This window comes from Clostridium sp. K13 (genome assembly GCF_019734195.1).
In the GTDB taxonomy this organism is placed as follows: Bacteria; Bacillota; Clostridia; order Clostridiales; family Clostridiaceae; genus Clostridium.
Genome location: NZ_JAASHM010000024.1, coordinates 35430 through 51775, shown reverse-complemented (window position 1 = coordinate 51775; position 16346 = coordinate 35430). Strand labels below are relative to the sequence as shown.

Genomic DNA, 16346 nt, shown 5'->3' with positions numbered 1-16346 from the left:
AACAGGAAAGTTAAGCTCTACAGCGTCAATGGTACTGCACGGGTGACTGTGTGGGAGAGTAGAACGTTGCCAGGTAAGTACTTAGTTTAAAGCTAAGTACTTTTTTTTATTTTAAATTAAAAAATAGTAGAATTCAACGTTCTACCTACCACTGGGAGAGGAAAAAGACATGTTATGCCTTTTTCGGGTAATTTAGTGGAGATTAATCGAAGCGTAAAAAATTGTCCCGATGAACGTTGCCAGGTAGAAGATACTTAGTTTATACTAAGTATCTTTTTTTTCGTTAAAATCAATTAATGTCTAATATATAAAGTATGTAGTATATTGGTTATATACTTTTTTGTTATAAAAATAAATTAATATAAACATAATTATAATATAAAATAAAATTTACTAGGAGAGAGACATGGATATATATACTATAGGACATTCTAATTATTCAATTGAAAGACTTATCGATATGTTAAAATATTATAATATTAATTGTGTTGTTGATATTAGAGGTACACCTTATTCAAAATATAATATTCATTTTGATAAGGAAACTATAAAATATACTTTAAATAAAGCTGGATTTATTTACGTATATATGGGTAAAGAATTAGCAGCTAATAGAATAAACAAGCAATCTTATAATGAAGAAGGATATTCTGATTTTGAAAAAGTAATAAAAGAAAAAGAGTTTATAGAAGGTATAGAAAGATTAAAAAATGGATGTAATAAGGGATATAAAATAGCATTATTAGGAGCAATGCAAGAACCCATAAGGTGTCATCGTTCAATATTAGTAGGTAAGACATTAAAAACATGTGGCTTTAATGTTAAACATATATTAGATGATTATTCTATTGCATCACAAACGGATATAGAAGAAATGCTTTTAGATAAATATTTTAGTAATAGAGGACAGATGACTATTGCTGATTTAACTGGAGAAAGTTTAAATAGAGATGAAATGATTGAAGAAGGATATAAAATGGCTAATAAAGAAATAGGCTACCGTATAGAACACTTGAAATAAATTGCGAACTAAAGCTTAAGTCTACAATTTAAGCAGAATCCCCATAAAGTTAACGACTTGTAATACAAATTTGTAGCAGGAGTCGTTAACTATAAGTCGGGAAACTAAGAAAAACAGTGAAGAGAAAAAATGAAATATTAATTTGGAGAGAAGCATTGAAATTAAGCTGTAGAATTTAATAATTGATGTAGTAAAATTTGCGTGAAGAAGTTTTTACTGTTTGACGCGCTAGCTAGTTTAAAAACTTTAGCAAATTTTATGGAATCAATTATATAAATTCAAAGTGAAAATTTCACCGCTTACCGGAAAAGTAATATTCCATTTTTCGTTCTCACTGTAGTTCGCAGTTTATTAATTAAGTGTATATACGCAGAATTTTTGGCGCTTATCAACTAGATAAAGGTTATGTACAGGTATTTCTTGTCTTAGGGTTAGTGCTGTATAGTTTTCTATATAATATATATATTCTTCAGAGGGATAGTAGAAAATTAAATCTATTTCTCTAGGATTTTCTTCTACTGAAATTAAAATATTATTTAAAACCTTTATAAATAATTGTATTGAAAATGGATTAAAAAAATAAAACTTATTATCTTGTGGTAATATTTTATAATCTTCTGCAAAAATATTTAAGAATTGTATTTTATCTTTAGATTTTGAGAAAGCTTTAAAATAGCTTTTTTTATTATTTTCACATATGTCATAATAATTATTGTTCATTTCTATTCCTGTAACGAATGAATTATAATAATAGTTTATATAAAAAGCTAATCTTCCTTTTCCACAGCCAAAATCTATTAAATGATCAGAAGTATTTAATGTATACTGTTTAAAGAGTGAATCCAAAGCTAGATAAGATGTGGCTTCATATCTATTGTAATGATGTGATTCGTAGAAACCTTGTTGTTCTCCTGTTGTTTTTATATTAAGTAGTTTTTCATATTGTATATCATTCATAAATAAGCTCCTTTTATTATTTATAACTTTAATAGTGTATTTATAAATTATATCAAATATAAATATTAATCAATATTTGTTCTTAAATTAAATGATATATTGACAAAAAGTGAAAAAATATGCGAAAAAAATAGTAAAGGTTAATAAAAATGACAATAAAATAGAATATTTTTATATAAGTATTTATTAATATTCGGGTTTGGTATATACTATTAATGATTGGAATTTTATTAAAATAATATATACTATACATTATATAGTATATATTATATATAGTATATATTATTAAATTTGAATCTTTGAAATTTTAATGTAAAGGGGAAAGTTTGATGTCAGAATTAAAACATGAATTAGGAATAATAGCTTTAGAAAGTTGTAAGGAACTTGGAAATGCAATTGATAAATTTATCCAAGAAAAGAGAAATACTACTGAATCGTTCCTAATACCAATTAATGAAATAAGATTTTCTAACGGAGAGGGAAAGGTCAAAATATCAGAAAGTGTAAGAGGTAAGGATATATACATTTTATGTGATATTGGTAATTATAGTTGTACATATAAGATGTTTGGATTCGTTAATCATAAGGGTCCAGATGAGCACTTCCAAGACATAAAGAGAACTGTTTCTGCAATTAGGGGGAAAGCGGCAAAAATTACAGTAATAATGCCACTTTTATATGAGTCAAGACAACATAGACGTAAGGGAAGAGAATCTTTAGATTGTGCATTAGCACTTCAAGAATTAGAAAGACTAGGAGTACACGAAGTACTTACATTTGATGTACATGATCCTAATGTTCAAAATGCAACTCCTCTATTATCTTTTGAGAATTTCTATCCAACTTATGATATAGTAAAATCTCTTATAAAGAATGAAAATACATTAGAGTTAAACAAAGACAAGCTTATAGTTATAAGTCCAGATACTGGGGCTATGGATAGAGCAATTTATTATTCAAGTGTTTTAGGGGTAGATGTAGGGTTATTCTATAAGAGAAGAGACCACTCTAGAATAGTAAATGGTAAAAATCCTATAGTACAACATGAATATATGGGAAGAGATGTTGAAGGAAAAGATGTATTAATAGTTGATGATATGATAGCATCAGGCGAATCAGTACTTGATATAGCTGTTGAACTAAAAGAAAGAAAAGCAAGAAATGTTTATGTAGCAACAACTTTTGCATTCTTTACAGAAGGATTAGAAAAGTTCCACAGATTCTGTGAAGATGGAATAATAACTAGAGTATACTCTACTAATTTAACATATATACCACAAGAATTACGTGACTCTAAATGGTATAGAGCTGTAGATATGTCAGAATTAGTATCAAAAATAATAAATAAATTAAATTATGACAAGTCTATTGCTTCTTATATGGATGCAACAAGAGTAATACGTGACTTATTAGAAGAATAAGAATATAATATATTATAGCATATGTAAATTGATGGTAATTTGCTGTGCTATAATATTTTTTTTGAGGAGAAAGTATGAGAGAAAAATTAAGCTATAAAATTAAGGATTATAATAAGAAAAAACGTATAAATAAAGAGGAAAGTATAAATAGAATAAGTGAATGTAATTGGAATTATATTTCAACAATCAGTAAAAAGAATAGTAAAAGTATTTCTTCAGAATATAATGTATCTGGTGTAGGAGGATATGGTCTAAATCTTATATAAATTAGATAGATTACTGAAGAAAGGAAAGATATGATGATAGAAGCATTTCATTCAAACTGGACTAAACCATTTTTTACAATAAATCCACATATGGATTATTATGTAGAAGATTTTGAAATATTAACAACTATTCTTTCAGCATTAAAGTGGAGAGAAAAGAATGGAAGTATAAAAATGATTACTGATGAAATTGGTGCTAATTATTATAAGAGTATGGGATTAGAAAATATATGGGATTTAGGAATTGAAATATCTTTAGATAATATAGATTATAATATAGATAGTAGTGTATTTTGGGCAGCAGGAAAGTTATATGCATTAAAAGAACAAAAATCACCATGTGTAATGATTGATACTGATTTTATAGTTTGGGAAAATATAAGGGAGATTTTGAAGAACACACAAGTAAGTGTAATTCATAAGGAAAAAATAATAAAAGAAGTTTATCCCAATAAAAAATTTTTTAAATTTAAAGATGGATATTTTTTAGATAAAGGATTAGATTGGACAGTATTACCTAGTAATACTGCTTTTATGTATATTTCAAATGAAAATTTAAAAGAATATTATACAGAATCAGCTATAAATTTTATGAAGAATTTAGATAATAATAGTGATAAAATAGCTAATATGGTTTTTGCAGAACAAAGATTAATATCCATGTGTGCTAAGATGAAAAATATCGATATTAATGAAATAATGACTTTAGAAGAATTATTTTCTAATAAGCAAAAATTATTTACTCATACATGGGGATATAAGAAGGAAATGAGAAGTGATTTTAATAAAAGGAAAGAGTTTTGTATAAGGTGTATTGTTAGAATAATTAAAGATTTTCCTAAATATGAAGAAGTAATAGCTAATATTGAACAATTAAAGATATATTATGAAGAAGTTAAAAATTTTTTATAGATATAGAAGAGAGTATTTCACAGAGTTTTCAGATAAAATAGAATAATGAATCTTTTTAATTATTTAAAAGATTTAGTGTTATTATATATATATATAATAATTTTTTCGAAGGAGTGTGGGAAAATGAAAACTTTAGTAATAAATTGTGGTAGTTCATCTTTAAAATATCAACTAATAGATATGAGCACAGAAGAGTGTATGGTTCAAGGCTTAGTTGAAAGAATAGGAATTGAAGGATCTGTATTAACTCAAAAGGTTGAAGGAAAAGATAAATATGTAATAAATACAGAAATAAAGAACCATAAAGACGCAATAAAGTTAGTATTAGAAGCATTAATTGATCCAGTTCATGGAGTTATTAAGTCTATGGATGAAATTTCAGCAGTAGGGCATAGAGTTGTTCATGGTGGAGAAAAATATTCAGATTCAGTATTAATTAATGATGAAGTTTTACAATCAATTAAGGATTGTATAGTGCTTGCACCATTACATAACCCACCAAATGTTATAGGAATTGAGGCTTGTAAAGAGTTAATGCCAAATACTCCAATGGTAGCAGTATTTGACACAGCATTCCATCAAACAATGCCAAAGCATTCTTATATTTGTCCATTACCATATGACTTATATCAAAAATATGGAATAAGAAAATATGGATTCCATGGAACATCTCATAAATATGTTTCAAATAAAGTAGCAAAAGTTATGGGAAAAGATATAAAAGATTTAAAAATAGTTACATGTCACTTAGGTAATGGATGTTCATTAGCTGCTGTTAAGAATGGAAAATCAGTAGATACATCTATGGGATTCACACCACTTGCAGGAGTTATGATGGGAACAAGATCAGGAAGTATAGACCCATCTGTTATTAGTTTCTTAATAGAACAACATGGATATACAATAGAGCAAGTAGATGAATTATTAAATAAAAAATCTGGAGTTTTAGGAATTTCAGGAGTATCATCAGATTTTAGAGATGTTTTAGCAGCTGGAGAAGCTGGTAATGAAAGAGCAAAACTTGCTTTAGAAATATTCTATTATAAGGTTAGAACTCAAATTGCTGCTTATGCTGGAGCAATGGGCGGTATAGATGTTATAGTATTTACTGCTGGAATAGGAGAAAATTCTGCTATTACAAGAAAAGAAATATTAAATGGTTTAGAATTCTTTGGATTTACACTTAATGAAGAGAAAAATGAATTAAGAGGTGAAATTCAAGAAATATCTAATGAAGGTTCTAGAGTAAAGGTATATGTAGTACCTACAAATGAAGAATTAATGATTGCTAGAGATACAGCAAAGTTAGTTAAGTAAATTAGAAAAATGGTGTGCCATAAAGATTATTTAATAATCTTAAGCACACTATTTTTATACTTTGGAAATACTAATGAATGAATATAAAATTTATGGAGTATTTTAATAATAACGTATATGTTATAATAATAATTATTATTAATTAGATAAGGAGATTATTATGGGAAATAAAATAACTTTAACATATGAAAATGGAGAATTTAATGTAGCAATAAATGAAAATATTATATATACAGATAAAGATATGGAGAGCTCTCTTCTTAAATTTAACTCAGTAGTTAAGAATAATGCTATAGAACAAAAGATTGCTTGGGAATCTATTGAAGATGAAATTAATAAGTATGATTTAGCAGGTGTAGAATTAAATTCTCAATTTAAAACTGTTAACTTTGGAAAAATGAAATATTTTTACAATACAGATAAAGTATTTTATATTGAAAATAATAGTATGATATCATTAGGCGGAGGATATTCATTATTTAATTTTGTTTTAAATAAGATTAATGAAGGAAAATTAAATAATGAAGAAAGCTTTTTAGAATTATGTAAAATATCAATGGGTAATAAAGCAATATTTAGTGCAAATGAAGATATTGTTATTATATCAAGCCCGAAGTTTAGTTATGGAACAGTAGAATATAATTTTGCTACAAATAAGTTAAATAAGGGAACTAGTACTGAAAAAGTAAGTTTTGAAGAATTTAAGAACTATGTATTAGATATACTTAAATAAATTTTATAACTTACTAAAGAAGAAAAAATATGAAAGCTATTAAAGGTAAGAGTGAAGAGAGAAAAGTGAAAAGTGATTAGTTAAGGTTAAAACTGCCATTGCAGTTTCTTAAAATATATATTTTAATTCAGCTTAGCTGAATTTTCCCCTCACTTTTCACTCTTACTTCTTCACTTTTCACTTAATAAAGTGATTAGTTAAGGGAGATGCAAATGAAAAGATTATTATTAGAAGCAGATAGATGTTTATTATGTAAAAATGCTAGATGTCAGGCAAACTGTCCTATAAGCACAGAAATTCCAGAGGTAGTTAAGCTTTTTAAAGAAGATAAGATAATGGAAGCTGGTGAAATATTATTTAATAATAATCCATTATCAGCAGCTTGTGCTATAGTATGTCCACATGAAGACCAATGTAAGGGAAATTGTATTAGGGGTATAAAAAGTGAACCTGTTAGCTTTTGTGAAATTGAAGAATATATTTCTAAAGAGTATTTATATAAAGTGAAATTTGAAAGTATAGAGAAAAGAAATGAAAGTATTGCAATAATTGGTGCAGGTCCAGCAGGGATTACATTATCAATTGCTTTAGCTAGAAAGGGATTTAAAGTTACTCTTTTTGATGCTCATGAAAAAATAGGAGGAGTACTTAGATATGGAATTCCTGAATATAGATTACCAAATTCAATGATAGATAGATATGAAGAAATTCTTCTTGAACTTGGAGTAAAAATAAGACCTAATACTTTAATTGGACCAGTAATTACACTTGATAAATTGTTCTTTGATGGATATAAAGCTGTATTTATAGGAACTGGAGTATGGAATCCTAAAACTTTAGATATTAAAGGTGAATCTTTAGGAAATGTTCATTATGCTATTGATTATTTAAAATCACCACAAGTATATAATTTAGGGAAAAAAGTTGCTGTAATAGGAGCAGGAAATGTTGCTATGGATGCAGCTAGAGTAGCTAAAAGAAGTGGAGCAGAAGAAGTCTATGTGGTATATAGAAAGGGCTTTGAAAATATGCCTTGTACTAAAGTTGAGTTAGAAGAGGCAAAGGAAGATGGAGTTAAGTTTGAATTATTTAAAGCACCACTAGAGCTAACTGAAGAAGGAATTAAATATATTGAAACAAAAAATGAAGTTACTGAAGATGGAAGAATAAACACTGTTACATTAGAAGGAACTGAAGGAATATTTAATTGTGATTCTATAATTATTGCAGTAAGTCAATCACCAAGAAAGAATATAGTTGCTAATACTACAGGTCTTGAAACTAATAAATGGGGATTATTGCTTACAGATGATAAGGGACATACAACAAAAGATGGTGTGTTTGCATCTGGTGATGTTGTAACAGGAGCTAATACTGTAGTTCATGCTGTAGCATATGCAAAAGTAGTTGCAGATTCCATTGAGGAATATTGTAATAAAAAATAAAAAAATAGGGGGTGTTGAAGTGAGCAATAAAATAGTAAGTAGTGAGTGTGAAAACACCCCAAAAGACAACTTTTATTTTATTAATTGCTCTGAGATGGAAAAAGAATTATGTAATATGGAAATGAGAAGTATTTTTGGAATAGAACCTAAAGAAAAATATTTGTTTTCAGAAAAAAATTTTGATCCATCAAGAAGTCCATTTATTAAATTAAAAATTTCTTCAATATATATAGAAGAAAAGTTAGAACACATAATTAATAAAATAAAAGAAAATAAAATATCATATGATGACTTTAAAGTTAATTATATAAAGAGTGAGAATGGAGATGTTTCTTATGAAGAACGTCTTAAAGCTATAAGGGAAATTGGCTTTGTTGTAACTGGATTCCCAGATATACATAATCCAAAGATTGAGTTAGCAATTACAAAAGTAAAAGATAAGTGGATTTTTGGAGAACTTATAAAAAATAATTTTAAATGGCAAAAACATAATGATAAGCCATATTCATATTCAAATGCAGTGCCGTTAAGAATGGCTAGAGCATTAGTAAATATAGCTGTTGGAGATAATAGAGAATTAACATTGGTTGATCCGTGTTGTGGAATTGGAACAGTTGTTATAGAAGCACTTGATTTAGGTATTGATGTAAAAGGTTATGAAATTAGTAAATCTATTGCCTGTAATGCTAGGAATAATATAGAATTTCTAGGGTATAATAGAGAGATAATAACTAGTGGGGATATGCATAATATAAATGAAACTTTTGATGTTGCCATAGTTGATATTCCTTATGGATTATTTTCACCTGTAACTATACAGGAACAAATAGAAATAATTAATACTTCAAGAAAAATTGCTCGTAAACTAGTTATAATAACATTTGAAGATATGGATAATTTAATAATTTCAGCAGGCTTCAAAATAGTAGAAAAGTGCTACATGACAAAAGGAAATATGACGAGACAGATTAGTATTTGTGTATAAATCATATTTTTAAGAAACAAAATTATAAAACAAAAGATTTGACAATATGTTAAGACGATGCTATAATAAGTTTCGTCAAGAAGAAACAGCCGTTTCTCGCCTTACGGCTAAGCTTAGTAAGGTAATGAGTTTATTGGATTTTTATCTAGAAGAAAGTCTAGATTTTCTAAATAATACGAGGGCGGCAATTATGCTGCCCTTTTATTTATATATTTTTCTTGATAGATTTTATCGGAGGTGAATGTTATCAGTAAAAACTTTACTTGTAATGAAAGTATTAGAGAAAGAGAGTTAAGAGTAATTGATTCAGATGGTAGTCAATTAGGAGTTATCTCAAGAAATGAAGCTCTACAAATAGCAGAAGAGAAGGACTTAGATTTAGTAATGATTTCTCCAACTGCAGTGCCACCAGTATGTAAAATAATGGATTTAGGCAAATACATTTACGAGCAATCTAAAAAGGAAAAAGAGGCTAAGAAAAAGCAAAAAGTAACTGTTATTAAAGAAATCAGATGTAGTTTAACTATTGAAGAAAATGACATTGCTATTAAAGCTAAGAATGCTAGAAAGTTCTTATTAGACGGGGATAAAGTTAAAGTCACTGTTAGATTCAAAGGTAGAGAAGCAACATTAGGTCACCTAGGATTAAAAATCTTAGAAAACTTTGTTTCAAAACTTGAAGATGTTTGTACTGTTGAAAAAGCAGCTAAACAAGAAGGAAGAAACATGACTATGGTATTAGCCCCTAAAAAAGCATAACCAGAGAGGAGAATATTATCATGCCAAAAATGAAAACGCACAGAGGTGCAGCAAAAAGATTTAAGAAGACTGGTACTGGAAAGTTAAAAAGAGCAAAAGCTTTCAAGAGCCATATCTTAACAAAGAAGAGCGCTAAGAGAAAGAGAAACTTAAGAAAAGCAGCTTACGTTTCAACTACTCAAGAAAAAGCAATGAAGAAATTATTACCATACCTATAATATAGAGGACTTAGGAGGAATACAAAATGGCAAGAGTTAAGAGAGCGGTAAATGCTCGTAAGAATCATAAAAAAGTTTTAAAGCTTGCAAAAGGTTACTACGGTGGGAAGAGCAGATTATTCAGAACTGCTAACGAATCTGTAATCAGAGCTTTAAGAAATGCATACGTTGGAAGAAGATTAAAGAAGAGAGATTTCAGAAGATTATGGATAGCAAGAATTAATGCTGCTACAAGAATGAACGGTCTTTCATACTCAAAATTCATGAACGGAATCAAATTAGCTGGAATCGACATGAACAGAAAGATGTTATCTGAAATAGCTATCAACGATCCAAAAGCATTTGCAAACTTAGTAGAAACTGCAAAAGCTCAATTAAGTAAATAATTTTATTTGCATAAAGCAATCCGAAAGGATTGCTTTTTTTTTGAAATAAAATAAGTTCTAATTTAAAAACAATAATATATTATTATGAATATAATATATATGAGATAAATATTAGGATGAAAATAAGTAATATGTATAATAAAGGTGATTTTCATATACACTCAACTTATTCGGATGGCAGCTTAATGCCAAGTCAAATAATTAATTTGGCCAAGAAGAGAGATATGGATATAATATCAATAACAGATCATAATAATACAGATGGTATAGATGAAGCTATTATAGAAGGTAAAAAAAATAATGTTGCTGTAATACCAGGTGTAGAATTATCTACTAGATATAATGATTGCAGGGTACATGTATTGGGATACTTTAAAGATGATAGCTATAAGAATGATTTATTAAAGGAAGTACTTTTAAAGGTTAAGCAGCAAAGAATTAAGGATATAAGAAGAGGATTTGAAGATAAAATAGATTTTTGTGGCTTTAAGAATAAGCTATGTGTTCAAACTGGTGTTGATATATTAAGGTATTTTGGAGCAGTAGTAGTACTTGCTCATCCTGTGCTTTTATGTAAAAAAGATTTTGATAATATTATTAATATAAAGTTTGATGGGATTGAAGCAAAATATTTTAAAAATTCAGAAGAGGATACTAAGTATTTTATAGATATTGCAAATAAAAGAAATATTATTTATACAGCTGGATCAGATTTCCATAATTTTATTGAAGCCTATAGAATTCATGGAATGATAGGAGATGTATATTTAAATAGTGAAGAAATAGAAAGATTTTTAAATATATTAATTTAAGGTCTATATCTAAATAACTTTTAATTAGGTTGGTTAGATATAGATCATTTTTTATTTAATCTAAAATAATTATGAATTTATTTATATATATAAACAAATGATAATAGATGAATATAAATGAAGAATTTTACAAAAAATATTTTTATGACAAAGAGAGGTGGTAACTAATGAAAATAAAAATTACTGTTCAAAAATTTGATGAAATACTTAATGAAATTAAAGGTGAGTATAAAGTAATAGCACCAGTATCTATACCATATGCTGGTCAATATTCAGATACAGATGTAATTAGATATGAAGAAGTAAAAAGTATTAATGAGATTGAATTTGATCGTAAATCACACTTTACAGCTAAAGAAGTAGTTATGCCTGTTACAGAAACATTATTTTATTACACAGAAGATGAATATAAAATTCCAACAATAGATAAAAGAAAAATGTTGGTATTTATGAGATCTTGTGATGTTCATGGATTACATAGAATAGATAATGTTTATTTAAAGAATGGAAAAGAACCAGATTATTATTATAAAAGGCTTAGAGATAAGGTGAAAATAGTGGTGATAGGATGTGCAGAAAGCTTTAGAAATTGTTTTTGTGTAAGCTTTGGTACCAATAAAACAGATGATTATTCTTTAGGTATTAAAGTTGATAAGGGTGATGTGTATGTAGATGTAAAAGATGAAGAGTTTAAGGATATTTTTATAGGAGAAGAGGCAGACTTTAATATTGAATTTGTATCTTCTAATGATGTAACTGTAACATTACCAGAAAAACTGAATCCTCTAGAGGTAGCAGAGGCAGAGTTATGGAGAGAGTATGATTATAGATGTATAGCTTGTGGAAGATGTAATCTTTCTTGTCCAACTTGTTCTTGTTATACAATGCAGGATATAGTAAGTCAGGACAATTTAAGGTGTGGAGAACGAAGAAGAGTAGGGGCTTCGTGTCAGATACCAGGTTTTTCTTTAATGGCAGGAGGTCATGATGTTAGGGTAAGAAATGGGGATAGAATGAGATATAAGACTATGCACAAAATGTATGATTATGGTGAAAGATTTGGACCGCAAATGTGTGTAGGTTGTGGAAGATGTGATGATGTATGCCCTCAATATATATCAATATCTACAGCTATGAATAAAGTAACTCAATTTGTTAAGAGTAAGCAAAGGGGGGAGTAAAAGATGGTAAATGAATATATTCCTTATGAAGTAAAAATTCTAGATATTATTAAGCATACTCCAAAAGAGTGGACTTTTAGAGTTACTAGAAAATGTGATGAAATAAATCCAGGACAATTTTTTGAAATATCAATGCCTAAGTATGGTGAATCACCAATATCAGTATCTGGATTTAGTGATGAGTATTTAGATTTTACTATTAGAGAAGTTGGAAAAGTTACTGAAGAGATATTTAAGTTAAATATAGGCGACACTATGAGATTAAGAGGACCTTATGGAAATGGATTTGAGATAAAAAATTATGTTGATAAGGAAATTATAATTGTATCAGGGGGAAGTGGATTAGCACCTGTTAGAGGTATTTTAGAGTACTTTTATGAAAATATAGATAAATGTAAAAGTGCAACATTAATATGTGGATTTAGATCTCCTGAAGATATTTTATTTAAGGAAGATATAGAGAAGTGGAAGTCTAAATTTAATGTCATATTGACTGTGGATAAAGCTGATGAAGATTATAATGGCAGTATTGGACTTGTAACTAAGTATATACCAGAGTTAAATATAAACGATAAGAGTAATGTTTCTGTAGTTATTGTTGGCCCTCCAATGATGATGAAGTTTTCAATAATAGAATTCCAAAAGATAGGTATACAGGATTATAATATTTGGGTTTCTTATGAAAGAAAGATGAGCTGTGGACTTGGTAAGTGTGGACATTGCAGAATGAATACTACTTATATATGTACTGATGGACCAGTGTTTAATTATGCTTTTGGAAAAACTTTATATGATTAGGAGGGATAGGATATGACTCTTGTACATGATTTAAACACAAGAAAGACAATGAAAAATGCTTTTAGAATAACTAAAAATAAATATATGACAGCAGTAAGAATTAGAATTCCAGGTGGATCAATTAAATCAGATACATTAAAGATAGTTGCCGATTTAGCGGATAAGTATGGAGATGGAAGAGTACATATTACAACAAGACAAGGCTTTGAAGTATTAGGAATTCCTATGGAATGTATGAATGAAGTAAATGAAGCACTTCAACCTATTATAGATAATATGGGAACTAATCAAAAACATAGGGAGAGTGGATATCCATCTGCAGGTACAAGAAATATAACATCTTGTATCGGTAACAATGTTTGTCCTAAAGCACAATATAATACTACAGAATTAGCTAGGAAGATTGAAGATATGGTTTATCCTGATGATTTGCATGTTAAAATTGCAGCAACAGGATGTCCTAATGATTGTATTAAAGCTAGAATGCATGATATAGGAATAATAGGAATGTGTCTTCCAGTTTATGATTCATATAGATGTGTATCTTGTGGAGCTTGTGTTAAAAAGTGTAAACAAGTTTCAACAACAGCATTAACTGCTAAAAACTATAAGGTTATAAGAGATCCTAGTAAATGTATTGGATGTGGAGAATGTGTATTAGCGTGTCCTAATAATGCGTGGACTAGAAGTCCTAAAAAATATTTTAGAATTGTTATTATGGGGAGAACAGGTAAAACCAATCCAAGAATTGCAGAAGATTTTATAAAATGGGCAGATGAAGATACGGTATTAAAGGTTATAGACAATACTTATAAGTTTGTTAGGGAGTATATAAGTCCAGATGCACCTTATGGAAAAGAACATATTGGATATATAGTTGATAGAACCGGATATAAAGAGTATAAAAAATGGGCTCTTGATGGAGTTAATCTGCCTGATATTGCAGAAGTAAGTGAAAATGTAAATTGGAGTGGAGTACATTATATGAGGAAGTAAAATAATTTTTAAATTAGATAAGTGTAAGTTTGTAAAAGAAGGAGTGTTTTATATGAAAGTTATAAGATCAACTTGTAATTATTGTTCTATAGCTTGCAATCTTGATTTTCATGTTGAAGATGGAGAAATAAAAAAGGTTGTGCCTACTGTAGATTATCCTGTAAATACAGGGTTTTGTTGTACTAAAGGTTTAAATTTAGATAAACAAAACACAAAATTTCATAATCCTGTATTACCTCTTATGAGAGATGAAGAAGGACTTATGAGACAAATATCATGGAATGATGCATTTAAGCTTTTTGCAGATAGAGTATTAGATATTCAAAATAAATATGGAAAAGAAAGTTTTGCATTTATAAGTACAGGACAATTAGCAACAGAAGAGATGGCTCTTATTGGGCATATAGGAAGAAGTTTTTTAGGTGGAAATGGAGATGGAAACACTAGACTTTGTATGGCAACATCAGTTGTAGCATACAAGCAAAGCTTTGGATTTGATGCTCCACCTTATACATTAAAAGATTTAGAAGAGTCAGATGTAATTATATTAATAGGATCAAATCCTGTAGTATGTCATCCAATTCTTTGGAGTAGAGTGAGAAATAATAAGAGAAATGCTAAACTTATTGCTGTTGATCCAAGAAGGTCTGAAACAGTAACTAACTGTGATATTTGGTATGATATAAAACCAAAAAGTGATTTAACATTTTTATATACGTTAGCTAATATTTTAATTGAAAAAGGCTGGATTGATAATGAATATATAGAAAATTATACTGAGGACTTTGAAGGGTTTAAAGAAAAGGTAAAAAGTTTTACTTTAGATAAGATAGAACATGAAACAGGTATATCTAGTGAGCGAATGTTGGAGCTTGCAAAAATAATACATGAAGGTGAAAGAGTATCTCTTTGGTGGACTATGGGAATAAACCAAGGATATCAAGCTGTAAGAAATGCACAAGCAATAATTAACATTGCTTTAATGACAGGAAATATAGGGAAGGTAGGAACTGGAGCTAACTCTATAACAGGTCAATGTAATGCTATGGGCTCAAGATTATTTAGTAATACAACTGGTTTTTATGGTGGAGGTGAATATAGTGATCCAGCAAGAAGGGCTAGAATTGCTGAAGTTTTAGAGATGGATGAAGCTATGCTTCCAACAAAACCAACCCTTCCATACAATGTTATTATAGATAAAATAAATTCCGGTGAAATAAAGGCTTTATGGGTAGTTGCAACTAACCCTTTAAGCTCATGGATTAATAATTTAGAGTTTAAAAAAGCTGCAGAAAACCTTGATTTCTTAGTGGTAGAAGATATTTATGCAGATACGGATACTGCACAGTATTGTGATTTATTACTACCATCTACAAATGGTTTGAAAAAAGAGGGAGTATTAATAAATACAGAAAGAAGATTATCAAAATTAAACCCAGTATTGGAGAAGAAGGAGAATGAATTAACTGATTATGAAATTATGCTTGGAGTAGGAAAAGCATTAGGAATGGGAAAACTTTTAGATAAATGGAAGACTCCAAGAGAGGCTTTTGAACTTATGAAAGAGTGTTCAAAAGGAATGCCTTGTGATATTACTGGTGTAGATTATGATAAATTAAAGGATTCAAGAGGGGTACAATGGCCTTGTAGAAAAGGAGAGGAAATTAAAGAAGACGAAAGAAGATTATTTGAAGATAATAAATTTTATACTCCAAGTAAAAAGGCTAAATTTATTTATGAGGATGTAGCACCAGTTCCAATTGAACCATCATCAGAATACCCTTATTTATTCAATACGGGAAGAGGTACAGTAGGGCAATGGCACACTCAAACAAGAACTAGAGAAATATATGATGTAGAAGCAATTGTTCCTAGAAGAGGATATGTAAATATAAATAATGAGTTAGCAGAAGAATTAAATATAAAGGAAAATGATATTGTTAAGATATCTTCGCCAAATGGAGTTAGTAATGAGTTTCTTGTTAAATTATCAAGAACTGTTAAGAAAAATCATATTTATGCACCTATGCATTATATAGAAGCAAACTCACTTTTACCTTCAATATTTGATACATATTCAAAAGAACCTAACTTTAAATATGTACCAGTAAAAATAGAAAAGGTTAGTTAGGAGAAAGT

Annotated in this window: 17 protein-coding genes and 1 rRNA gene; 17 read left to right on the top strand and 1 reads right to left on the bottom strand. The window is 28.6% G+C overall.

Annotated elements, in window-relative coordinates:
• Window positions 1-75 (top strand): 5S ribosomal RNA (rrf, locus tag HCG76_RS19625); the annotation flags it as partial.
• A gap of 331 nt (window positions 76-406) precedes the next feature.
• Window positions 407-1021, top strand: a complete 615-nt coding sequence (locus tag HCG76_RS13060; RefSeq protein WP_221700800.1) for a DUF488 domain-containing protein — start codon at window positions 407-409, stop codon at window positions 1019-1021.
• A gap of 351 nt (window positions 1022-1372) precedes the next feature.
• Here HCG76_RS13060 and HCG76_RS13055 read toward each other — a convergent pair whose 3' ends face one another.
• Entirely contained in the window at window positions 1373-1978 is a 606-nt protein-coding gene (locus HCG76_RS13055) for a methyltransferase (protein WP_221700801.1), read from the bottom strand.
• Between the two features lie 329 nt (window positions 1979-2307).
• Between HCG76_RS13055 and HCG76_RS13050 the strand changes: the two genes are divergently transcribed.
• The 15 genes from HCG76_RS13050 (at window position 2308) to HCG76_RS12980 (ending at window position 16338) form a co-directional block, all read left to right on the top strand.
• Window positions 2308-3399: a ribose-phosphate pyrophosphokinase gene (locus HCG76_RS13050; protein WP_221700802.1), complete on the top strand. Its 1092-nt coding sequence runs from the start codon at window positions 2308-2310 to the stop codon at window positions 3397-3399.
• A 74-nt stretch (window positions 3400-3473) separates the two neighbouring features.
• On the top strand, window positions 3474-3665 hold the full coding sequence (locus tag HCG76_RS13045; RefSeq protein WP_221700803.1) for a hypothetical protein: 192 nt from the start codon (window positions 3474-3476) through the stop codon (window positions 3663-3665).
• 30 nt (window positions 3666-3695) lie between these two features.
• Window positions 3696-4577 (top strand): DUF6734 family protein, encoded by an 882-nt coding sequence (locus tag HCG76_RS13040; protein WP_221700804.1) that lies wholly within the window; start codon window positions 3696-3698, stop codon window positions 4575-4577.
• Window positions 4578-4700: 123 nt separating this feature from the next.
• Window positions 4701-5894 (top strand): acetate/propionate family kinase, encoded by a 1194-nt coding sequence (locus tag HCG76_RS13035; protein WP_221700805.1) that lies wholly within the window; start codon window positions 4701-4703, stop codon window positions 5892-5894.
• 160 nt (window positions 5895-6054) lie between these two features.
• Window positions 6055-6627: a hypothetical protein gene (locus tag HCG76_RS13030; protein WP_221700806.1), complete on the top strand. Its 573-nt coding sequence runs from the start codon at window positions 6055-6057 to the stop codon at window positions 6625-6627.
• A gap of 212 nt (window positions 6628-6839) precedes the next feature.
• The gene (locus HCG76_RS13025) at window positions 6840-8072 is read left to right on the top strand and encodes an NAD(P)-dependent oxidoreductase (RefSeq protein WP_221700807.1); all 1233 of its coding nucleotides are present in this window, start codon (window positions 6840-6842) and stop codon (window positions 8070-8072) included.
• Between the two features lie 19 nt (window positions 8073-8091).
• A complete protein-coding gene (locus tag HCG76_RS13020) occupies window positions 8092-9057 on the top strand; it encodes a TRM11 family SAM-dependent methyltransferase (protein ID WP_221700808.1) in 966 nt (321 codons plus the stop codon).
• Between the two features lie 237 nt (window positions 9058-9294).
• Window positions 9295-9816 carry a translation initiation factor IF-3 gene (infC, locus tag HCG76_RS13015; protein WP_221700809.1) on the top strand — a complete coding sequence of 174 codons (522 nt, stop codon included), beginning with the start codon at window positions 9295-9297 and terminating at the stop codon, window positions 9814-9816.
• A 20-nt stretch (window positions 9817-9836) separates the two neighbouring features.
• Window positions 9837-10034 carry a 50S ribosomal protein L35 gene (rpmI, locus tag HCG76_RS13010; RefSeq protein WP_005211352.1) on the top strand — a complete coding sequence of 66 codons (198 nt, stop codon included), beginning with the start codon at window positions 9837-9839 and terminating at the stop codon, window positions 10032-10034.
• A 26-nt stretch (window positions 10035-10060) separates the two neighbouring features.
• The gene (rplT, locus tag HCG76_RS13005; RefSeq protein ID WP_221700810.1) at window positions 10061-10420 is read left to right on the top strand and encodes a 50S ribosomal protein L20; all 360 of its coding nucleotides are present in this window, start codon (window positions 10061-10063) and stop codon (window positions 10418-10420) included.
• Window positions 10421-10551: 131 nt separating this feature from the next.
• On the top strand, window positions 10552-11232 hold the full coding sequence (locus tag HCG76_RS13000; protein ID WP_221700811.1) for a PHP domain-containing protein: 681 nt from the start codon (window positions 10552-10554) through the stop codon (window positions 11230-11232).
• A 167-nt stretch (window positions 11233-11399) separates the two neighbouring features.
• Window positions 11400-12413 (top strand): anaerobic sulfite reductase subunit AsrA, encoded by a 1014-nt coding sequence (gene asrA, locus HCG76_RS12995; RefSeq protein WP_221700812.1) that lies wholly within the window; start codon window positions 11400-11402, stop codon window positions 12411-12413.
• A 3-nt stretch (window positions 12414-12416) separates the two neighbouring features.
• Window positions 12417-13211 (top strand): anaerobic sulfite reductase subunit AsrB, encoded by a 795-nt coding sequence (gene asrB / locus HCG76_RS12990; protein ID WP_221700813.1) that lies wholly within the window; start codon window positions 12417-12419, stop codon window positions 13209-13211.
• A 12-nt stretch (window positions 13212-13223) separates the two neighbouring features.
• Entirely contained in the window at window positions 13224-14207 is a 984-nt protein-coding gene (gene asrC / locus HCG76_RS12985) for a sulfite reductase subunit C (RefSeq protein WP_221700814.1), read from the top strand.
• A 52-nt stretch (window positions 14208-14259) separates the two neighbouring features.
• Window positions 14260-16338 carry a molybdopterin oxidoreductase family protein gene (locus HCG76_RS12980; protein WP_221700815.1) on the top strand — a complete coding sequence of 693 codons (2079 nt, stop codon included), beginning with the start codon at window positions 14260-14262 and terminating at the stop codon, window positions 16336-16338.
• Window positions 16339-16346: the final 8 nt, after the last annotated feature.